We start from the raw sequence: 19,896 nt of genomic DNA, 5'->3' as shown, positions 1-19,896 counted from the left end.
CTCCTAGCTCCCGCTTGTAAATTTCTTTCACGATAATGAAAAAAACAGACTTTGACGTAAATATTTTCCATAACCGACGCCCGCCATGACGAACTCCTCCTCCCCCGCAGCCTTGTTGGACGTGAACGGCAAAGGCCTGGGCGCGTTCCCCGAGTCCTGTACCACCGCCGACGTGGCGGCCCTGAACTGGAACCTGCTGGACGAAGACGTCAGCCTGCCGGTGGCGGTGCTGTACGAGGCCCGCGTCCGCCACAACCTGCAGTGGATGCAGCAGTTCATGGAGGCCTACCACGTCAAGCTGGCGCCGCACGGCAAGACCACGATGAGCCCTGCCCTGTTCAAGCGCCAGATCGACAACGGCGCCTGGGGCATCACGCTGGCGACCGCGCCGCAGGTGCTGGCCGCGTACCAGCACGGCATCCGCCGCGTGCTGATGGCCAACCAACTGGTTGGCCGCGCCAACATGGCCATCATCGCCCGCCTGCTGCAAGATCCCGCCTTTACCTATTTCTGCATTGTGGATTCCGCCGCCAATGCTGCCCAGTTGGGCCAGTTCTTCGGCGAGCAGGGCCTGACCTTGCCCGTGTTGATCGAACTGGGCCCCGCGGGCGGACGCACGGGCGTGCGCGACGACGCGCAACTGCAAGCCGTGGTCGATGAAATCGGCCGCTGGCCCGGCTTGGCGCTGGCCGGCATCGAGGTTTATGAAGGCGTGCTGCAGGAAGAAGGCGCCATCCGCGCCTTCCTTCGCCGCGCCACCGACGCCCTGCGCGCCCTGGCCACCGCCGGCCGCCTGCGCAAGAGCGGCCCCGCCATGATTTCCGGCGCCGGCTCGGCCTGGTTCGACGTGGTGGCCGAAGAGTTCTCGCAGTTGGACATCGGCGCCCCGCTGGAAGTGGTGCTGCGCCCCGGCTGCTATCTGTCGCACGACGTAGGCGTCTACCGTTCGGCGGCGGAACGCATCAACGCCCACAACCCCGTGGCACGGAAGATGGAACCGGGCCTGTTGCCCGCCTTGCAGGTCTGGGCTTACGTGCAATCGCTGCCCGAACCCGGCCGCGCCATCATCGCCATGGGCAAGCGCGACGCGGCGTTCGACGCCGGCCTGCCCACGCCCGCCCTGCAATTCCGCCCCGGCCAGAACGCGCCCGCCGACGCGCCGTCAACATGGAAGCTGACCGCCATGATGGACCAGCACGCGTTCATGCAGATTGGCGAAGGCGACGACATCCAGGTCGGCGACATGATCGCTTTCGATATTTCCCACCCCTGCCTGACGTTCGACAAGTGGCGCCAGGTGTTGCTGGTGGACGAGCAGTACCGCGTCACCGACGTGGCCGAAACCTTCTTCTGAACGCCCCCGCCCGCCGCACCGCGCCAAGCCCGAGGGGGCGGTAAGACCCGGGATTCAGGCGCTTGACCGCTACCACGCGACAACCTGTTTTTGACCCTCTGGAGAGAGAATCATGAACTTCCGACCCTCCCGGCGAGGCGGTAGGCTGACCAGCCTGCTCGCGGCCGGCGCAATTGGCTTGACCGCATTGTCGTCCCCCGCCCTCTGTGCCGCGCCCGTCAAGGGAGGCACGATATCCGTCGCCACCATCGGCGAGCCGCCGACGCTGGATCCGATGGCCAGCACCGCCGATCTGGTGGGCATCCTGACGCAGCATTTCTTCGAAACGCTCTACACCTTCGACGCCAAGTGGAACCTGACTCCGCTGCTGGCCGACAAGATGCCGGACGTTACCCCCGACGGCCTGATCTACACCATCCCGCTGCGCCAGGGCATCACGTTCCACGATGGTTCCAAGATGGACTCGTCGGACGTGCTGGCATCGCTTAAGCGCTGGACCGAGACCGCCACGCGCGGCAAGGGCGCCGCCAAGGTGATCAGCAGCATCGAAGCGCCCGACGCCAACACCATCCGCATCACGCTCAAGCAGCCCTATGCGCCGCTGACCGCGCTGCTGGCCATGAACAACGCCGCGGCCGTCATCATGCCCAAAGGCAAGATCGCGCCGGTGCTGACCGAAATCGTCGGCACGGGACCCTACCAGTTGAAGGCCCGCGTGCCGGACCAGTACATCCAGCTGGTGCGTTTCGAAGGCTACAAGCAGCGCGAAGGCGAGCCCGACGGCTATGGCGGCGCGCGCAAGCAGTACCTGGACGAGATCCGCTTCGTGCCGGTCAGCAACGCCAATACCCGCTCGGAAGCCGCTGCCGCCGGCCAGTTCGACTATGTCGACTCCCTGCCGGTGGAAGCGCTGGAAAAGCTCAAGGGCGGCCGTTCGGACCCGGTGATGCTGAAGCCCTTCGGCTGGCCGCGCCTGGTGCTCAATACCAAGCAAGGCATCATGTCCAACCTGGCCGTGCGCCAGGCGGTGCAGTTGGCGCTGAACGAAGAAGACATGCTGTTCGCCGCCTTTGGCAACAAGGACTTCTACAAACTGAACGGCGACCTGTATCCGGAAGGCTACCCGTGGGCCACGTCGCTGGGCGGCAAGGTCTACAACAAGGCCGACTCCGCCGCCGCCAAGAAGCTCTTGGACAGCACCAACGTGGCCGACAAGAAGATCCGCATCCTGACCAGCCAGCAATACGAGTTTCATTACAAGATGGCGCTGGTGGCCGCGGAATACTTGAAGGCCGCCGGCTTCACGGTGGACATGCAGGTTGTGGATTGGGCCACCCTGACGCAACGCCGCCAGGACCCCGCCGTGTGGGACATCTTCATTACGCACAGCGTTTTCCTGCCGGAACCCGCGCTGATCGACTTCCCCTCCAAGGATGCGCCGGGCTGGTGGGACACGCCGCGCCGCGCACAGGTGATGGACGCCTTCAACCAGGCGCGCACGCAGGAAGAGCGCATCAAGCGCTGGGCCGACGTGCAACAGGCCGTGTATGACGAGATTCCCTTCGTCAAGGTCGGTGACTTCAATGCCCAGGCTGCGCGTTCGCCGTCGCTGCAAGGCACCAAGCCCGCCCCGTGGCCGTTCTTCTGGAACGCCTGGAAGGCCCCCAAATAACGGCGCGCGGTACCTGGGATGAGGGACAGCGCGGCAAGGCAAGGCAGGAACCCGCTTGCCTGCCGCGCGAAACCCATCATTGGACGGTGGTGCCGTGGTTGCGCCCACGCACCGTCCCGAATGACGTTTTTTAGGACATCATCGTGTTGCGTTATCTCTTAAACCGGCTGGTCGGGCTGGTGGCCGTGATGTTCATCGTCGCGACCATCGTGTTCGTCATCATCCGCATCACGCCCGGCGATCCGGCGGCCGTGATGCTGGGGCCGCAGGCCAGTCAGCAGGACATCGCGGCGCTGCGCACGCAGTTGGGGCTGGACCAGCCGATGGCAATGCAGTACCTGTCGTGGCTGGGCAAGCTGGCGCAGGGCGACCTGGGCCAATCCATCTTCATGAACAAGCCCGTGCTGTCGGCGCTGGCGGACCGCGCCGAGCCCACGATCTTGCTCACCCTGATGTCGCTGCTGATCGCCAGCGCGATCGCGCTGCCCGTGGGCATCCTGTCCGCGGTCAAGCGCGGCACCACGCTGGACCAGTCGGTGCTGTCGTTCTCGATGTTCACCTCCAGCGTGCCCAGCTTCTGGTTGGGCCTGCTGCTGATGCAGATCTTCTCGGTGAAGCTGGGCTGGCTGCCGGTATCCGGCTATGGCGGCCCGGACGCGTCGCTGGCCACGCGCCTGTCGCACCTGATCCTGCCCGCCGTGGTGCTGGGCCTGGTGAATTCCGCGCTGATCACCCGCTTCATCCGCGCCAGCATGCTGGACGTGCTGCGCGACGACTACGTGCGCACCGCGCGGGCCAAGGGCCTGCCGGAAAGCAAAGTCATCCTGAAGCACGCGGTGCGCAACGCGCTGATCCCCATCTTGACGGTGCTGGGCCTGACGACCGCCCTCCTGATCAGCGGCGCCGTCGTGACCGAGACTGTGTTCGGCCTGCCCGGCGTGGGCAGCCTGGTGGTGTCGGCGGTATTGCGCCGCGACTATCCCGTCATCCAGGGCGCGTTGCTGGTCATCGCGGCGATCTACGTCCTGATCAATCTACTCATCGACCTGCTGTACCTGGTGGTCGATCCTCGGGTCCGTTACTAATGATGCGCCCCACTCCCGAAGCGCCAGCGGCGCTTCCCCCTCAAGGGGGCGCCGCCTGCGGCCCGGCAAAACCGGCTCCGCGCGGCCCCGATCCGATGCACCGCAAGTGGAGCAACTGACATGACAACCGGATCTACTATGAATTCCGGAACCGACCGCTGGCAGGTGCTGCGCCTGCTGGTGTCCCGCAAGACGGTTCTCGTCAGCCTGATCGTGATCATCGTGCTGGTGGCCGCCGCGCTGCTGGCGCCGTGGGTCAGCCCCTACGACCCATTCAAGCTGTCCATCATGAACCGGCTGAAGGCGCCGGGCGCCGCGCACTGGTTTGGCACCGACGACTTCGGGCGCGACGTGTTCAGCCGCGTCATCCACGGCGGCCGGCTGTCGCTGATGGTGGGCTTTTCCGTCGTGATCGTGTCCAGCGTGCTGGGCATTGCGCTGGGGCTGGTCGCCGGCTTCTTCCGGTCGGCCGACAAATTCGTATCGCGCCTGATCGACGCCATGATGGCGTTCCCCGACATCCTGCTGGCGATCTCGCTGGTGGCCGCGCTGGGGCCGTCGCTGATCAACGTGGTGATTGCGCTGGGCATCGTCTACACGCCGCGCCTGGCCCGCATCGTGCGCGCCTCGACGCTCGTGATCCGCGAGCTGCCCTTCGTGGAAGCGGCCCGCGCGCTGGGCGTGCCCACCTGGCGCATCGTCACCGTGCACGTGCTGCGCAACCTGGTGTCGCCCATTCTGGTGCAAGGCACGTTCATCTTCGCCTACGCGATCCTGGCCGAAGCGGGGCTGTCGTTCCTGGGCGTGGGCGTGTCGCCAGACATCCCCACCTGGGGCACCATGATCAACGCCGGCCAGCAGTACATGGGCTCGGCCGACTGGATCATGATCTTTCCCGGCATCGCCATCGTGCTGTCCGTGTTGTCGCTGCAACTGGTCGGCGACGGACTGCGCGACGTACTCGATCCGCGTCTGCGCAAGGAGCTGTAATCATGACGGCAAGCACCCGAGACGTCGTGCTGTCCGTGGAAGGGTTGAAAACCTGGTTCCACAGCCGCGACGGCATCGCCAAATCCGTGGACGGCGTCACGTTCGACCTGGCCCGCGGTGAAACGCTGGCCATCGTGGGCGAATCCGGTTCCGGAAAGTCCGTGACCAGCCTGTCCATCATGGGCCTGCTGCCCAAGCCGGCCGGCCGCATCGAAGGCGGCAAAATCCTGTACCGCGACCGCCGGGGCACGCAGCACGACCTGGCCCGCGCCACCCCCGCAACCCTGCAGAAGATCCGCGGCGCTGAAATCGCCATGATCTTCCAGGAGCCGATGACCAGCCTGAATCCGCTGTACACCGTGGGCGACCAGATCGCCGAAGCGGTGCTGCAGCACGAAGGCGGCTCCCATGCCGCGGCGATCCGGCGCGCCCGCGAAATGCTGGAACGCGTGGAGATTCCCGCCGCCGACCGCCGCGTCAACGAATACCCGCACCAGATGTCCGGCGGCATGCGGCAACGCGTGATGATCGCGCTGGCGCTGGCCTGTAATCCCGCGGTGCTGATCGCGGACGAGCCCACCACGGCGCTGGACGTCACCGTGCAGGCGCAGATCCTGGACCTGCTGCGCCGGCTGCAGCAAGAGATGAACATGAGCATCCTGTTCATCACGCACAACCTGGGCGTAGTGGCCGAAATCGCGCATCGCGTGGCGGTTATGTACGCCGGACGCGTGGTGGAAGACGCCGGTGTCTACGACCTGTTTGAAAAGCCCACGCACCCGTACACCCGCGGCCTGTTGTCCTGCCTGCCCACCGCCGCCCTGCTGGCCTCGGGCGAACGGCTGCGCGCCATCCCGGGCAACGTGCCCAGCGTGCTGTCGCTGCCGGCCGGCTGCACCTTCGCGCCGCGCTGCGAACTGGCCGCTGACGACTGCCGCTCCGCCGTGCCCGAACTGATCGCCGTGCAACCCGAACACCGCGCGCGCTGCATCAAGGTGAACCCGATATGACGAGCCCCCAAGTGACCGTGCGCGCCGAAGACCCGCTGGTCCGCATCGAAGACCTGAAAGTCCACTTTCCGACCTCTCAGGCGCGCAACGCCCCCGTGGTGCGGGCCGTGGACGGCGTGAGCTTCGATGTGCCGAAGAACACCATCGTGGGCCTGGTGGGGGAATCAGGCTCGGGCAAGACCACCACCGGCCGCGCGCTGCTGCGGCTGTTCGCCCCCACGGCGGGCCGCATCCTGTTCGACGGCCACGACATCACCAAGCTGAACGAAAAACAGATGCTGCCGTGGCGCCGCCGCATGCAGATTGTTTTCCAGGACCCTTACGCCAGCCTCAATCCCCGCATGACGGTGGCCGAGATCCTGGGCGAAGCGCTGGACACGCATCGGCTGGCGCAACACCGCCGCTCGGCTCGTATCGGCGAACTGCTGGAGCGGGTGGGCCTGAACGCCGACCACAGCCGCCGCTATCCGCACGAATTCTCGGGCGGCCAGCGCCAGCGCATCGGTATCGCCCGCGCGTTGGCGGTGGAGCCGGATTTCATCGTGGCGGACGAACCCGTATCCGCCCTGGACGTCTCGGTGCAGGCGCAGGTGCTGAACCTGCTGCAAGACCTGCAGCGCGACCTGGGGCTGACCATGCTGTTCGTGGCCCACGACCTGGCGGTGGTGGATTACCTTTGCGACGAAGTCGTTGTGATGTATCTGGGCCGCGTCATGGAACGCGGGCCGACCAGCGAGGTCTACGCCCGGCCGCGCCATCCCTATACCCGCGCGCTGCTGTCCGCCGCGCCGGTGCCGGACCCGCGCGCCCCGCGTTCGCGTATTCTGCTTAAAGGCGATATCCCCAGCCCCGTCAACCCGCCGTCCGGCTGCGTGTTCCGCACACGCTGCCCGCACGCCATCGATGCTTGCGCGACGATCGAAGCGCAAGCCGTCGAGGTGGATCCGGGCCACTTCGTGGCCTGTTCACGCATCGGCGCCCCCGAGCTGGCCTAACCTTCGCCCCGTCCAGATCTGATCCAGGAATCCCACATGAACATCATCCGCGACATCGTCTTCCAGATACGCAGTCGGCGGGACGCACTGAGCGTGACTGAACGCAAGGTTGCGGACGCCATCCTGGACGACATCATGTGGGGCGCCAGCGCCACGGTCGACCAGCTGGCGACGAAAGCCGGCGTCAGCATCGCCACCATCTCGCGCTTTGCGCGCACGGTGGGCTGCGAAGACACCCGCGACCTGAAGATGAAGCTGGCGCAGGCCAGCACGGTGGGCAGCCGCTTCCTGGACCCCAGCGCGCCCGCCGAGGAAAGCACGTTCTACGCCCGCATCTACGCCGACATCGAAAGCACGCTGCGCGCGCACTTGCCCACCTTCACGGAACAGTTGTTCGAGCAGGCATCGGCCATCGTCGATGGCGCCCGCATGATCTACGTGTTCGGCATGGGCGGCGCGTCCGCCGTGCTGGCGCAGGAAGTGCAGTCGCGCCTGGTGCGCCTGGGCTACCCCATTGCCGTCTACAGCGACGCCGTGCTGCTGCGCATGGTGGCCGCCACGCTGGACGAGCGCGACGCCGTGCTGATCCTGTCGGCCTCCGGCCTTACCCCCGAAATCGTCGGCGCCGCCCGCATCGTCAAGCAATACCGCGCCCGCATCGTCGCCATCACGGACGCCACGTCCGAACTGGCCAAACTGGCCGACGTGGTGCTGCCGATTCGCACCGACGAAACCGATTTCATCTACAAACCCTCGGCATCGCGCTACGCGATGATGCTGGCCATCGACCTGCTGTCGACCGAGCTGGCCATGTTGAACCAAGAGGAAAACCGCGAACGCCTGCGCCGCATCAAGCTGGCGCTGGACGAGCACCGCGGTGGCCCGAACCGTTTGCCGCTGGGCGATTGAACCTGGAACCCAAGATGTACGACACCCTCATTGGCAACGTCCGTGTCCTGGACGGCACCGGCGGCGCCGAATACCGCGCCAGCGTGGCCCTGGCCGATGGCCGCATCGCCGCCATCGGCGCCCTGCCCGGCGCGCAGGCCCGCCACATCGTCGACGGCACGGACCTGGCGCTGGCCCCCGGCTTCATCGACGTGCACACGCATGACGACACCAACGTCATCCGCACGCCCGGCATGCTGCCCAAGCTGTCGCAGGGCGTGACCACCGTGGTGGTGGGCAATTGCGGCATCAGCGCATCGCCCGTGTCGCTGCGGGCGGAGCCTCCCGACCCCATGAACCTGCTGGGCGGCCGCGAAGACTTCAGCTACCCCACCTTCGCCGACTACACCCGCGCCATCGAAACCGCGCGGCCGGCGGTCAACGTCGCCGCGCTGGTCGGCCACACCGCCTTGCGCAGCAACCACATGGACCGCCTGGACCGCGCCGCCACGCCGGCCGAAGTGCTGGCCATGCGCGAGCAGTTGCGCGATGCGCTGGCGCATGGCGCGATCGGACTGAGCACCGGCCTGGCCTACGCGTCCGCCATCGAGGCCGACACGGACGAAGTCAAATTGCTGGCCGAAGCGCTGGACGAATTCGGCGCGCTGTACACGACGCACCTGCGTTCGGAGTTCGCGGCCATCCTGGAAGCCATGCAGGAGGCGTTCGACATCGCCTTGCACGCCCGCGTGCCGGTGGTGGTGTCGCACCTGAAATGCGCGGGCGCCGGCAACTGGGGCCGCACGAAGGAAGTGCTGTTCAGCCTTGAGAACGCGGGCCGCCTGCAGCATGTGGGGTGTGATTGTTATCCGTATTCGGCCAGCTCGTCCACGCTGGACTTGAAGCAGGTCACCGACGAATTCGACATCGACATCACGTGGTCCGTGCCGCACCCCGAACAGGCGCGCCGCAAGTTGGCCGCCATTGCCGCGGACTGGGGCGTGACGCTGCTTGCGGCCGCGCGCCGCCTGCAACCGGCCGGCGCGGTGTATCACAACATGCATGAGGACGACGTGCGCCGCGTGCTGTCGCACCCGTTGACGATGGTGGGTTCGGACGGTCTGCCCAACGACCCGATGCCGCACCCACGGCTGTGGGGCGCGTTCCCCCGCGTGCTGGGCCATTACAGCCGCGATGTCGGGCTGTTCCCGCTGAGTCAGGCGGTGCACAAGATGACCGGCCTGTCCGCCGCCCGCTTCGGCCTGGCCGACCGTGGTCTGGTGCGCGAGGGCTATCACGCCGATCTGGTGCTGTTTAATCCGGACACCGTCATCGACCGCGCCACCTTCGCCGCGCCCGTCCAGACCGCGGCCGGCATCGAAGCCGTGTGGGTGAACGGCGCCTTGTCTTACCAACAGGGTCAGCCTACGGGCGACCGCGCCGGACGCTGGCTGCCGCGCAACGGCGACCTGCGCGCGAGCTTCGCGGCGGCGTCTTCCCTTTCTCCGGCATCACCCCCATCCCAATAAGGAGCCATCCATGAGCAATGCCCCCACCCCCGACAAGAACGGCATCACCCGCTACGGCGTCGCCGGCGGTACCGGCCAGGGCGGTTCGCACATGCCGTTCGCGCGCGCCGTCGCCGCCGACGGCTGGCTGCACGTGTCCGGCCAGGTGCCAATGGAAAATGGCGAAGTGATCGAAGGCGGCACCGTCGCGCAATGCCACAAGGCCATCCAGCAACTGCTGGCCATCCTGAAGGAAGCGGGCTATGGGCCGGAACACGTCGTGCGCTGCGGCGTATGGCTGGACGACGCCCGCGACTTCCCGTCGTTCAACAAGGTGTTCAAGGAATACTTCGGAGAAAACCCGCCCGCCCGCGCCTGCGTGCAGTCCAGCCTGATGGTGGACGCCAAGGTCGAGATCGATTGCGTGGCGTACAAGCGTCCCTGATGGGGCCTTGCCAAGAAAATGGCCCGGTGATCACCGGGCCATTTTTTACATCTTCACCACATCGACGCCTTTGGGCGCCGTGAACTGGAATTCCTTGTCGGCCAGCTTGGGATTGGGGGCAATCGCCGACAAATCGACGCGGGTGGTCTGGCCGAACGAATCCAGCAATTCCACGCGTACCGGCAGATTGTCTTTCATGCCGATATCCACGCGCGAAAAACCCGCGTCGGCCGTGCGCGGCTTGGCGCGCAGCCACTCCACGCCGTCCTTGGACGGCAGTGCCGACACGTCGAACGATTGCTCGAGCGAACCGGAACCGAACAGGATGGCGGCGGGAGACGTGCCGATGGCGGCGTCCACCTTGCGCTCGGTTACCTGAGCCAGGTCGGGATCGAACTGGAACACCGTGCGGCCGTCGGAGATGACGAGTTGCTCGTACGGCTTTTGCACCGCCCACTTGAACTTGCCCGGACGTTGGAACGAAAACACCCCGGTCTGCGCGGGCTGCGTGCGGCCCTGATTGTTCACCGTGTATTGCGAGAACGAACCGGTAGCCGCCGTGACGGTCGAGACAAAGGCCTTCAATTGCTCTTGTGCGCTGGCGGCGAACGCCAGGGCGGGCGCCAGGCTCAAGGCGGTGGCGATGGCCAGGCCGCGAAACGTCTTCATCATGCTTCCTCTCGGGCGGCAGCGGCGGCGGGGACCAGGATTTCCCGGTTGCCATTGGACTGCATCGCCGACACCATACCCGATTGCTCCATTTGCTCGAGTAACCGGGCCGCGCGGTTGTAACCAATGCGCAGATGGCGCTGCACCAGCGAAATCGAGGCGCGGCGGTGCTTCAGCACCACTTCGCATGCCTGGTCGTACATCGGGTCGGACTCGGCGTCGCCGCCGATGCCGGTGACGCTGCTGGCGCCTTCGCCGTTATCGCCCTCGAGCCCGCCTTCCAGCAGGCCTTCGATGTAATTCGGTTCGCCCTGCGCCTTCAGGCTTTCCACCACGCGGTGCACTTCATCGTCGCTGCAGAACGCGCCGTGCACGCGCACCGGCAGGCCGGTGCCCGGCGGCATGTAGAGCATGTCGCCCTGCCCCAGCAGGGTTTCCGCGCCCATTTGGTCGAGAATGGTGCGCGAGTCGATCTTGGACGACACCTGGAAGGCAATGCGCGTGGGGATGTTGGCCTTGATCAGGCCCGTAATGACGTCCACGCTGGGACGCTGCGTGGCCAATATCAGGTGGATGCCGGCGGCGCGCGCTTTCTGCGCCAGGCGGGCGATCAGTTCTTCGATCTTCTTGCCCACCACCATCATCAAGTCGGCCAGTTCGTCGATGACCACCACGATGGTGGGCAGCGGCGACAGCGGCTCGGGCGCATCGGGCGTCAGCGAGAACGGGTTCGGGATGGGCTCTTCGCGCTTGATGGCGTCGCGGATCTTGGTGTTGTAGCCCGCCAGGTTGCGCACCCCCATCTTGCTCATCAGGCGGTAGCGTTTTTCCATTTCGCCCACGCACCAGTTCAGCGCGTTGGACGCATGGCGCATGTCGGTGACGACGGGGGCCAGCAGGTGCGGGATGCCCTCGTAGACGCTCATTTCGAGCATCTTCGGGTCGATCAGGATCAAGCGGGTATGGGACGCGTCGGCCTTGTACAGCAAGGACAGGATCATGGCGTTGATCCCCACGGACTTGCCCGAACCGGTAGTGCCCGCCACCAGCAGGTGGGGCATCTTGGCCAGATCGGCCACGACCGGGTTGCCGGCGATGTCCTTGCCCAGCGCCATCGTCACGACCGAGTGGCTGGCGTGATAGGTCTGCGAGCCCAGGATTTCAGACAGGCGCACCATCTGGCGGCGCGGGTTGGGCAGTTCCAGGCCCATCAGGTTCTTGCCGGGAATGGTTTCCACCACCCGGATGCTGACCAAGCTGAGCGCGCGCGCCAGGTCCTTGGCCAGGTTCACGATCTGGCTGCCTTTCACGCCGGTCGCCGGTTCGATCTCATAGCGCGTGATGACCGGGCCGGCCTGCGCCGCCACCACGGTGACGGACACGCCGAAGTCGGCCAGCTTCTTTTCGATCAGGCGCGACGTGAATTCGATGGTCTCGGCCGAGACGGTTTCCTGGTTCGTCAGCGGGGGATCCAGCAGACTGATCGCCGGCAGGTCGCCCTCGGTGCCACCCGAGGGCGCGAAGAACAGCGATTGCTGCTTTTCCTTTTCGACGCGTTCGGACTTGGGCACCACGGTAATCGCGGGTTCGATGCGGACCGGCTGCTCGTGCACCAGCTTTTCCTGCTTGGCCTCGACCTGCTCGGTGCGCACGGCCTTGGCCACCTGGCCGACCTTGCGGTCTTCGCGGGCGGCGTAGGAATTACGGATGCGGCGGACAAGGCCTTCCATCCAGGAACCCACGCGTTCCGCCACGGCCAGCCACGAGAACGAGAAGAACAGGCTCAGGCCGATGGCCAGCATGACCAGGAAGGCCAGCGTGCTGCCGGTGAAGCCGATGCTGCGGCTGATCAGGTCAGCCAGCGTGTGACCAATGACGCCACCGGCGCCACTGGCATTTTCGGACGCCCCAGGCAGGTGCGTGCCGCGGCTGGCCAGGCGCAAGGCTTCCATGCCCAGCGAGCCCAGCAACAGCAGGAAGAAGCCGATGCCCTCTTCCCAGTGGACACGGGGCAACACTTCTGGCTGCTTACTATTAGTTACCTTAAGCTGGCTGGCCAGACGGCGGTAGCCCGCCCGCACCCGGTGCAGCAGCAGGACGACCCACCACCAGGCCGAGAAGCCAAAGAGATAGAGCAGGATGTCCGCCAGATAGGCGCCCAGCCGTCCCCCGTGGTTGCGCACGACGTCGCCGGGCACGGAGTGCGACCAGCCAGGGTCGGACGCGCTCCAGGTGGCCAGCACCAGGGTGAGCCAGGCCGCCAGGGCGGCAAATAGGATCCAGCGGGCCTCGCGCAGCAACGCGGAAATACGCGTTTGTAGCGGCGAAGGCCCGTTGCGTGTGTTGCGCGAGGCGCGCGGAGAAGCAGTCGAGATACGCGGCATGCGGCTCATTATAATTGGGCGTTAACCTAAAGATACCCGCCCATGTCCACGCCCACGCACGCTAAAGTTTTGATACTCGGTTCCGGCCCTGCCGGTTACACGGCGGCCGTCTATGCGGCACGCGCCAATCTGAGCCCTGTTCTTGTTACAGGTCTGGCCCAAGGCGGCCAGCTCATGACCACCACGGATGTCGACAATTGGCCGGCCGACGCGGATGGCGTGCAGGGTCCGGACCTGATGCAGCGCTTCCAGAAGCACGCCGAACGCTTCAACACCGAGATGCTGTTCGACCACATCGCGAAGGTCGACTTGTCCAAGCGCCCGTTCACGCTGACCGGCGACACCGGCAAGATCTACACCTGCGACGCCCTTATCATCGCTACCGGCGCTTCGGCCAAGTACCTGGGCCTGCCGTCCGAGCAGTCTTTCATGGGCCGCGGCGTGTCCGGCTGCGCCACGTGCGACGGCTTCTTCTACCGCAACCAGGACGTGGTCGTGGTCGGCGGCGGCAACACCGCCGTCGAAGAAGCCCTGTACCTGTCGAACATCTGCCGCAAGGTCACCCTGATCCACCGCCGCGACAAATTCCGCGCCGAACCGATCCTGGTCGACAAGATGATGGCCAAGGTCGAGAACGGCAACATGGCGCTGAAGACGTTCCACACGCTTGAAGAAGTGCTGGGCGACGACAGCGGTGTAACCGGCGTGCGCGTTCGCCACGTGGACACTGGCGTCACCGAAGACATGGCCGTCACCGGCGCCTTCATCGCCATTGGCCACCAGCCGAACACGGAAATCTTCCAGGGCCAGCTGGAAATGAAGGACGGCTACATCGTCACCAAGAGCGGCCTGTCCGGCATGGCCACGATGACTTCCGTTCCGGGCGTGTTCGCCGCGGGCGACGTCCAGGATCACGTCTATCGCCAGGCCATCACCAGCGCCGGCACGGGTTGCATGGCTGCCCTGGACGCTCAACGGTGGTTGGAGAATGCGGGGCAGTAAGGTCGGCCAGGCCGACCTGAAACGCCTGAAGAAAGACCTGCAGGCCGAGCGCGAGCGCGAAGCGCTGGCCAAGCGGGTCGCGGTGCTGAAGAAGCCGGAAAGCCCCCCCATGGATGACATGGCCGCTTTCCGACGCACGATGAAGTCCGTCACGCCGATCAAGGCGGACGCCCGGGTCGAGCACAAGCCGGTGGCGGAACCCGCCCCGGCGCTGCGCCGCGCCAACGCGCTGGGCGAAGCCCCGTCCCGCGCGGACGCCGGCGTGTCCGACGGCGGCGAAATCACGCACCTGTTGTCCGAGGGCGGCACGGCCTTCGTGCGCAGCGACGCCGCGCCCGACACGGCCCGCAACCTGCGGCGCGGCCAATGGCGCGCGGGCGCCGAACTGGATCTGCACGGCTTGCGCGTCGAACAGGCCCGCCACGCGCTGCTGTCTTTCCTGGACGAATGCCAGGAACACGGCATCCGCTGCGTTCGCGTCGTGCATGGCAAGGGCTATGGTTCGCAAGGGCTGGAGCCGGTGCTGAAAGACAAGGCGCGCACCTGGCTGGTGCAAAAGAACGAAGTCCTGGCGTTTTCCGAAGCGCCCGAGCGCGAAGGCGGCGCAGGCGCGCTGCTGGTGCTGCTGCGGCAATCCGAAGGAATGCGCAAATGAAATGGCTCTACCTGGGCGTGGCGATCATCGCCGAGATCTTCGCCACCAGCGCCCTCAAGGGCTCCGAGGGCTTCACCCGCCTGGTGCCGTCGCTGATCACGGTGACGGGCTACCTGATCTCGTTCTATTTCCTGTCGCTGACGCTGCGCGAGATCCCGGTGGGCATCGCCTACGCCATCTGGTCCGGCGTGGGCATCGTGCTGATATCGATCGTGGGCGCCGTGCTGTTCAAACAACACCTGGACACGCCCGCGCTGATCGGCATTGGCCTCATCATCGCCGGCGTGGTGGTGATGAACGTGTTCTCCAAATCCGTCTCGCATTGAGCCGCCGCACCGAACCGCCGGCCGTGTCCGGGGTCCGCCGCTGGCCGGCGGCCAGGTGGTGCGCGGCCAGATGGTGCGCGGCCTGGTTTTGCGTGGCCTGGCTGGGCGTGGGCGGCCTGGGCTTGCTGCCGGCCGGCAACGCCTGGGCGGCGGGGTTCGACCGCGCCGCGGAACTTGTCCGCTACCGAGCCTGGCTGACGGATTTCAAACAGGACCTGGACCGCTTTTCCGCGTCGCCGCGCGCGCTGTCCGACGCCGAGCTGGACGCCCTGTTCGCCCGCACGGTGGTGCCCGGTTCACGCGGGGCCGCGTTCATCCGCCAGAGTTTCGCCCTGCGAGGCGGCGACGGCGCCTATTTCCCGCAGACCGGCCCGCGCACCGTGTTCCTCGGCGTGCTGGACAGCGGCATCCCCGCCGGCCAGGGCGGCCTGTACCCGGAATCCGACCCGGCGCTGAAGGTTGCGGATCTGACCGTCTGGTACCTGCACGTGGACGTAGGCGACATGACCAATACCTACCTGCTGTCGGACAAACACTTTACGCCGTACCGGCTGCCGCCTCCCGGCAAGCTGGAACGCAACGCCTACCCGTTCCTGCTGATGGATACCCGCGACGGCGCGCTGCGCCTGGGCGGCGTCAGCAGCGAACTGTGGGGGCTGATCGTCTACCTGCACAATGCCGCGCGCTGAATCCGCCCTGCGCCTGCTTGCGCTGACGGCCCTGTCGCTGGCGCCCGGGCTGGCCAGCGCCCTGTGCGAACCGCTGGCGGCATCGGCGCAGCGCCAGACCCTGGTGGCGGACATCGCGCTGGACGGCACCCATACCTTGCTGGCGCTGGACGGTTCGCGCATTCCTTCCTGGCAAACCGCCGTCACCGTGGAAACCGGCGCGCGGGCCCGGCCTGTCGTCTGGGCGGAACGCGTCGACTGGTCGGTGTATGCCGCCGCCCCGGATGCACGCATCGGCGTCACGATGCTGCGGTTCGAGACCGGCGCCAACGGCCGTCGGCATCTGTGCGGCATCGCGCGCTACAGCGCCAGTGTCGTGGATGCCGCTCGCGAAGCCGGCAAGGCCGCCCTGCCGGCACCCGACGCGGAAACCCGCTACTACTATGGCGATGGTGACCGGCTGACCGGATATGAAGAGCGCTCCCGCGCGGCCGATGGCCGCCCGAACCCGCCGGTACGCTACTGCCTGCGCTATGACGAACACGGCTGGCTGGCCGAGCTGGGCGCCAACGATTGCGCCGCACCGTCCCAGCCGATCACCCGCTATGTGCATGACGCAACGGGCCGGCTGCAGCGCGTCATCACCTATCAGGACGCCTCCGGCGAGGCGTCCCAGGTCGACACGTACGATGGCCAGGGGCGCCGGACGCAGCGCCATGCCCGTCAAAAGACCGGCTGGACCGACGGTGTGCAAACCTTGGGATTGCCCTATCGCGAGGTCCCAAGCGAATACGCCGTGCTGGTGTTGCCCGGCCCCGCGTGGCAACCGCCCGCGCTGGATTCCTACCACTATGACTGGGCCATCGTGCGGCCCAGGCCCGACAACGGCGACCACGACGTCTATGCCGCCAAGCGTGACCCCGCCCAGGTGCTGGCCAAAGGCAACAGCGGCAACAGCGGCAACGGCAGCCAATTCGCCCTGACGGCCGAGCAGAAGCAGCGCATCTGGGACGCGGCCGGCCAGACGCCGGGCGGCGTGCAATGGCTATGGGCGCCCGGCCAGATCTTTACCTTGCTGCAAGCCCTGCCCCGCGCGGCGTGGGCCGCCTGCACCGACCCCGCAAACCGCACGGCCGACGCCTGCGGAACGCCTTAGGCGTTTTCGGCTGGCGGCCGGGGAGCCGCCGGGTGGCGCAGATAATCCACCAGCGCCAGCGTCGCCCGGTCGGGCGGCGGCGTCAGCAACGACACCACGATGATGGTCAGGAACGCGACGGGCGCCCCGAATATGCCGGCCGCAATAGGCTGGATCCCCCACCACAGGTCTACCGGCTGCGTGCGCGAAATGCCCAGCACCCACTCGCGCAGCCAAGGATGCGTGTGCGTCATGTAGGCGAAGGTCGCGGCCAGGCCGGCGGCCATGCCCAGGGTGGCGCCCCATTTGTTGGCGCGCCGCCAGAACACCCCCATCACCAGCGCAGGGAAGAACGACGAGGCGGCGAACGAGAACGCAGCGGACACCATGAAGAGGATGTCCGCGGGCTTGCGCGCGGCGACCCACGCCGCGCCAAACGCCACCACCAGCAGCAGGATTTTCGACACCATCACCCGGCGCGCGGCCGACATGCGCGGCGACACCATCCGGTACCACATGTCATGCGACAGCGAATTGGACAAGGTCAGCAGCAGACCGTCGGCGGTGGACAGCGCGGCCGCCAGCCCGCCCGCCGCGACCAGCCCTGAAATCACATACGGCAGCCCGCCGATCTCGGGCATGGCCAGCACGACCACATCGGCGCCCATGCTGATCTCGCTTAATTGCACGACGCCGTCGCGGTTGATGTCGGTGACGTCCAGCAGATTGGCATCCACCGCGCTCCAGGCGTGCACCCAATTGGGCAGGCTCAGGAAATTCGAGCCGACCACCTGCGTATAGACCTCGTACTTGACCAGCAGGGCCAGCGCAGGCGCCATGAAATACAGCAGCAGGATGAACAGCAGCGACCAGCACACCGATTTGCGCGCCTCGATCACCGAGGGCGTGGTGTATGAGCGCATCAGGATATGCGGCATCCCCGCCGTCCCTAGCATCAGGCAAAGCACCAGCGCCAGGAAATTGATGCGCATGTTGCGCCGCTCTTCCGGATCTTTGGCCGGGAATGGCTCGGCGTGTGGCGTGGGCGGGGCCGCCCGGGCCTCGAAGGTCGCGCGCGCTTGCGACCAGACCACGCGTGCGTCCTCCACGCTGGACGGATAGGCGGCCAGCTCGCGCTCGGCGGAACGGATCTCGACCATTGGCGCGTCGCTGGCGTTCAGTTGGGCCAGGCGGCTGCGCAGCTTGTCCTTTTCCAGCGTCCAGGATTCCGGCAGCGCCTGCACGCGCTGCGCCATCTGGTCGGCGTGCTGCTGCCAAAGCCGGCGCACTTCGATTTCGGAAGGGTCGTTCTGCAGGTAGATCTCTTTCTCGGTCACCTGCTGCAGCACCACGCCGGCCGACAACTGCGGCACGGGCATGTTGGTGTGCTTGACGGACAGCCACACCACCGGCACCAGATAGGCGATGACCAGGATGATGTACTGCCCCACCTGCGTCCACGTCACCGCGCGCATGCCGCCCAGGAACGAGCAGACCAGCATGCCGCCCAGCGCCACGAAGATGCCGAGTTCAAACGAAATGCCGGTCATGCGCGTGGTGATAATGCCCACGCCGTAAATCTGGGCCACCAGATAAGTGAATGAGCACAAGATGGCGCAGGCCACGCCCGCCAGCCGCGGCATGTTGCCGCCGTAGCGCGCGCCCATGAAGTCGGGGATGGTGTACTGGCCGAAACGCCGCAGATACGGGGCCAGCAGCATCGCCACCAGCACGTAACCGCCAGTCCAGCCCATGATGTAGGCCAGCCCGCCGTAACCGGTCAGGTACAGCGTGCCCGCGACCCCGATGAAGGACGCCACCGACATCCAGTCGGCGGCCGTGGCCATGCCGTTGTAGATGGCGGGCACGCGCCGTCCGGCCACGTAGTATTCGACCTGGTCCGAGGTCCGGCACACGATGCCGATGCCGGCGTACAGGCTGACGGTGACCAACAGGAAGACATAGCCGATCCAGTTGCGCGGCATCCCCAGGATCTCGGCCAGCGCCATCAACAGAATCATCAGCGCGAAGCCGGCGGTGTAAAGCACGTAGATGCGGCGCAGGCGGATCCGGAATTGCTGGGGGGTGTCTCCGGTGAAAAACGGCATCAGCGATCCCCGCCGGCGGCGTCGGCCTCGGCCCGCTCATCGGCCCGGTTCATGACGCGGGCGTATACGCCGACGATGATCAGGTAGGCCAACGGCGCGCCGTAGGCCGCCATCCAGAAGGCAAACGGCCAGCCGATGAAATCGAAGGTCAGGCTGCGGGCAAATAAGGCGGGAACAAACGTCAGCGCCGCCCAAACAGCAAGCAGCAACAGGATCAGCCGCAAGTTGCGGCGCCAATACGGAAGGGAAACGGGCTTGGAGGTCGGAGCGCGGGGTTCGGGCATAGCTAGGATGTAGAGACCCTACCTGGATAGCGCGAAACGCTGCGTCTGAAAAGCCCCTGCGGATGAAATCCAGGCTTTTTATGCGACAACGGCTGGCACTGCCTGGTGCCAGCCGTTGTGCGTTTTGCTTTTTTGAGTACTGCTTTACTTTTTTTTATGTACCGGTGCCGCCGGTATTTGCCCATGCAGGGCTTTGTCTCCTCACCTGCATGGGAAGAGATTCTGCACCAAGTGCGGGAATGCCACACTAGGGGAATGCCCTAAGACGGAGCATTCATTTACATATTCCATGCACCACAACAGTGCAATTTGACGACAAAGTTCTAAATATTGGGATTTTTTGGCCAAAAAGCCCGAATTGAGCCAAATTCAGAAATCCGTCCCATCCCGAAATATGACGCCCGCCACCGCACCATGCCCGGAATCGGGCGCGGCCCGCAATCGGGCTAGCCCCCGAGTTGCGCCACAAGCAAGCCCGGTGCGTACAAGAACGCCACAGAGCCTTCAGGTATAGCCAGCCGTAAAAAAAGAACCGCACAGTCTTAAGAAGAACGCCCCAGACCCGAGAAAAATAGCCGCGCCACCGCCGGGCCGCCCCAAGGCGGCGCAGCCCCCTCGGGGGCAGCAAGCTCGCAAAGCGAGCGCAGCGTGGGGGCTCTTTATTTCTTGTTTACACCCCCCTCCCCAACCTATATCCCGTTTTTACCCCCCGCTCCGT

General features: G+C 66.0%; 18 protein-coding genes. 14 read left to right on the top strand and 4 right to left on the bottom strand.

Features of this window, described 5'->3' with window-relative positions; translation table 11 throughout:
* Window positions 1-85: 85 nt before the first annotated feature.
* The 9 genes from ACE039_RS12450 (at window position 86) to ACE039_RS12410 (ending at window position 9,947) form a co-directional block, all read left to right on the top strand.
* Window positions 86-1,354 (top strand): amino acid deaminase, encoded by a 1,269-nt coding sequence (locus ACE039_RS12450; RefSeq protein ID WP_485822496.1) that lies wholly within the window; start codon window positions 86-88, stop codon window positions 1,352-1,354.
* Between the two features lie 112 nt (window positions 1,355-1,466).
* A complete protein-coding gene (locus ACE039_RS12445) occupies window positions 1,467-3,026 on the top strand; it encodes an ABC transporter substrate-binding protein (RefSeq protein WP_485822495.1) in 1,560 nt (519 codons plus the stop codon).
* Between the two features lie 143 nt (window positions 3,027-3,169).
* Window positions 3,170-4,111, top strand: coding sequence for an ABC transporter permease (locus ACE039_RS12440; RefSeq protein WP_485822494.1), 942 nt, complete (start codon window positions 3,170-3,172; stop codon window positions 4,109-4,111).
* A gap of 138 nt (window positions 4,112-4,249) precedes the next feature.
* Window positions 4,250-5,101, top strand: coding sequence for an ABC transporter permease (locus tag ACE039_RS12435; protein ID WP_369868242.1), 852 nt, complete (start codon window positions 4,250-4,252; stop codon window positions 5,099-5,101).
* A 2-nt stretch (window positions 5,102-5,103) separates the two neighbouring features.
* On the top strand, window positions 5,104-6,111 hold the full coding sequence (locus ACE039_RS12430; protein ID WP_105555289.1) for an ABC transporter ATP-binding protein: 1,008 nt from the start codon (window positions 5,104-5,106) through the stop codon (window positions 6,109-6,111).
* Window positions 6,108-7,106 (top strand): ABC transporter ATP-binding protein, encoded by a 999-nt coding sequence (locus ACE039_RS12425; protein WP_105555290.1) that lies wholly within the window; start codon window positions 6,108-6,110, stop codon window positions 7,104-7,106. Before ACE039_RS12430 ends, ACE039_RS12425 begins: the two co-directional genes overlap by 4 nt.
* A gap of 36 nt (window positions 7,107-7,142) precedes the next feature.
* A complete protein-coding gene (locus ACE039_RS12420; protein WP_169270557.1) occupies window positions 7,143-8,015 on the top strand; it encodes a MurR/RpiR family transcriptional regulator in 873 nt (290 codons plus the stop codon).
* Window positions 8,016-8,029: 14 nt separating this feature from the next.
* Window positions 8,030-9,523, top strand: coding sequence for an N-acyl-D-amino-acid deacylase family protein (locus ACE039_RS12415; RefSeq protein WP_485822493.1), 1,494 nt, complete (start codon window positions 8,030-8,032; stop codon window positions 9,521-9,523).
* 10 nt (window positions 9,524-9,533) lie between these two features.
* On the top strand, window positions 9,534-9,947 hold the full coding sequence (locus tag ACE039_RS12410) for a RidA family protein (RefSeq protein ID WP_105555293.1): 414 nt from the start codon (window positions 9,534-9,536) through the stop codon (window positions 9,945-9,947).
* Between the two features lie 45 nt (window positions 9,948-9,992).
* Here ACE039_RS12410 and lolA read toward each other — a convergent pair whose 3' ends face one another.
* Both lolA and ACE039_RS12400 read right to left on the bottom strand, forming a co-directional pair.
* The gene (lolA, locus tag ACE039_RS12405; protein ID WP_485822492.1) at window positions 9,993-10,619 is read right to left on the bottom strand and encodes an outer membrane lipoprotein chaperone LolA; all 627 of its coding nucleotides are present in this window, start codon (window positions 10,617-10,619) and stop codon (window positions 9,993-9,995) included.
* Entirely contained in the window at window positions 10,616-13,000 is a 2,385-nt protein-coding gene (locus ACE039_RS12400; protein WP_448708154.1) for a DNA translocase FtsK, read from the bottom strand. Before ACE039_RS12400 ends, lolA begins: the two co-directional genes overlap by 4 nt.
* Window positions 13,001-13,042: 42 nt before the next feature.
* On the opposite strand from ACE039_RS12400, the gene trxB reads away from it, so the two are divergent.
* Genes trxB through ACE039_RS12375 form a run of 5 tightly spaced genes read left to right on the top strand, consistent with a single transcriptional unit; the run spans window position 13,043 to window position 16,807 of the window.
* The gene (gene trxB / locus ACE039_RS12395; protein WP_105555295.1) at window positions 13,043-14,002 is read left to right on the top strand and encodes a thioredoxin-disulfide reductase; all 960 of its coding nucleotides are present in this window, start codon (window positions 13,043-13,045) and stop codon (window positions 14,000-14,002) included.
* Complete coding sequence (locus tag ACE039_RS12390) at window positions 13,989-14,657, top strand: Smr/MutS family protein (RefSeq protein WP_485822491.1); 669 nt, start codon at window positions 13,989-13,991, stop codon at window positions 14,655-14,657. Before trxB ends, ACE039_RS12390 begins: the two co-directional genes overlap by 14 nt.
* The gene (locus ACE039_RS12385; protein ID WP_183015318.1) at window positions 14,654-14,983 is read left to right on the top strand and encodes a DMT family transporter; all 330 of its coding nucleotides are present in this window, start codon (window positions 14,654-14,656) and stop codon (window positions 14,981-14,983) included. Before ACE039_RS12390 ends, ACE039_RS12385 begins: the two co-directional genes overlap by 4 nt.
* The gene (locus tag ACE039_RS12380; RefSeq protein ID WP_485822490.1) at window positions 14,980-15,672 is read left to right on the top strand and encodes a hypothetical protein; all 693 of its coding nucleotides are present in this window, start codon (window positions 14,980-14,982) and stop codon (window positions 15,670-15,672) included. Before ACE039_RS12385 ends, ACE039_RS12380 begins: the two co-directional genes overlap by 4 nt.
* Window positions 15,659-16,807: a hypothetical protein gene (locus tag ACE039_RS12375; RefSeq protein WP_485822489.1), complete on the top strand. Its 1,149-nt coding sequence runs from the start codon at window positions 15,659-15,661 to the stop codon at window positions 16,805-16,807. The genes ACE039_RS12380 and ACE039_RS12375 overlap by 14 nt, the downstream gene beginning before the upstream one ends.
* Here ACE039_RS12375 and ACE039_RS12370 read toward each other — a convergent pair.
* Both ACE039_RS12370 and ACE039_RS12365 read right to left on the bottom strand, forming a co-directional pair.
* Window positions 16,804-18,894: a sodium:solute symporter family protein gene (locus ACE039_RS12370; RefSeq protein WP_448712939.1), complete on the bottom strand. Its 2,091-nt coding sequence runs from the start codon at window positions 18,892-18,894 to the stop codon at window positions 16,804-16,806. The two genes, ACE039_RS12375 and ACE039_RS12370, sit on opposite strands and share 4 nt — an antisense overlap.
* Complete coding sequence (locus ACE039_RS12365) at window positions 18,894-19,178, bottom strand: DUF4212 domain-containing protein (RefSeq protein WP_448712938.1); 285 nt, start codon at window positions 19,176-19,178, stop codon at window positions 18,894-18,896. Before ACE039_RS12365 ends, ACE039_RS12370 begins: the two co-directional genes overlap by 1 nt.
* Window positions 19,179-19,896 lie beyond the last annotated feature (718 nt).

The sequence above is a fragment of the Achromobacter maghribensis genome (genome assembly GCF_057334215.1).
Note: the sequence above shows the minus strand (reverse complement) of the source record. Positions and strands in the feature narration are given on the sequence as shown.

Coding starts and splice junctions, on each gene's coding strand:
- ACE039_RS12430 (WP_105555289.1), top strand. CDS start 5,104: ATGACGGCAAGCACCCGAGACGTCGTGCTGTCCGTGGAAGGGTTGAAA.
- ACE039_RS12365 (WP_448712938.1), bottom strand. CDS start 19,178: ATGCCCGAACCCCGCGCTCCGACCTCCAAGCCCGTTTCCCTTCCGTAT.
- ACE039_RS12415 (WP_485822493.1), top strand. CDS start 8,030: ATGTACGACACCCTCATTGGCAACGTCCGTGTCCTGGACGGCACCGGC.
- ACE039_RS12375 (WP_485822489.1), top strand. CDS start 15,659: ATGCCGCGCGCTGAATCCGCCCTGCGCCTGCTTGCGCTGACGGCCCTG.
- ACE039_RS12390 (WP_485822491.1), top strand. CDS start 13,989: ATGCGGGGCAGTAAGGTCGGCCAGGCCGACCTGAAACGCCTGAAGAAA.
- ACE039_RS12385 (WP_183015318.1), top strand. CDS start 14,654: ATGAAATGGCTCTACCTGGGCGTGGCGATCATCGCCGAGATCTTCGCC.
- ACE039_RS12445 (WP_485822495.1), top strand. CDS start 1,467: ATGAACTTCCGACCCTCCCGGCGAGGCGGTAGGCTGACCAGCCTGCTC.
- trxB (WP_105555295.1), top strand. CDS start 13,043: ATGTCCACGCCCACGCACGCTAAAGTTTTGATACTCGGTTCCGGCCCT.
- ACE039_RS12425 (WP_105555290.1), top strand. CDS start 6,108: ATGACGAGCCCCCAAGTGACCGTGCGCGCCGAAGACCCGCTGGTCCGC.
- ACE039_RS12400 (WP_448708154.1), bottom strand. CDS start 13,000: ATGCCGCGTATCTCGACTGCTTCTCCGCGCGCCTCGCGCAACACACGC.
- ACE039_RS12450 (WP_485822496.1), top strand. CDS start 86: ATGACGAACTCCTCCTCCCCCGCAGCCTTGTTGGACGTGAACGGCAAA.
- ACE039_RS12410 (WP_105555293.1), top strand. CDS start 9,534: ATGAGCAATGCCCCCACCCCCGACAAGAACGGCATCACCCGCTACGGC.
- ACE039_RS12435 (WP_369868242.1), top strand. CDS start 4,250: ATGAATTCCGGAACCGACCGCTGGCAGGTGCTGCGCCTGCTGGTGTCC.
- ACE039_RS12370 (WP_448712939.1), bottom strand. CDS start 18,894: ATGCCGTTTTTCACCGGAGACACCCCCCAGCAATTCCGGATCCGCCTG.
- lolA (WP_485822492.1), bottom strand. CDS start 10,619: ATGATGAAGACGTTTCGCGGCCTGGCCATCGCCACCGCCTTGAGCCTG.
- ACE039_RS12420 (WP_169270557.1), top strand. CDS start 7,143: ATGAACATCATCCGCGACATCGTCTTCCAGATACGCAGTCGGCGGGAC.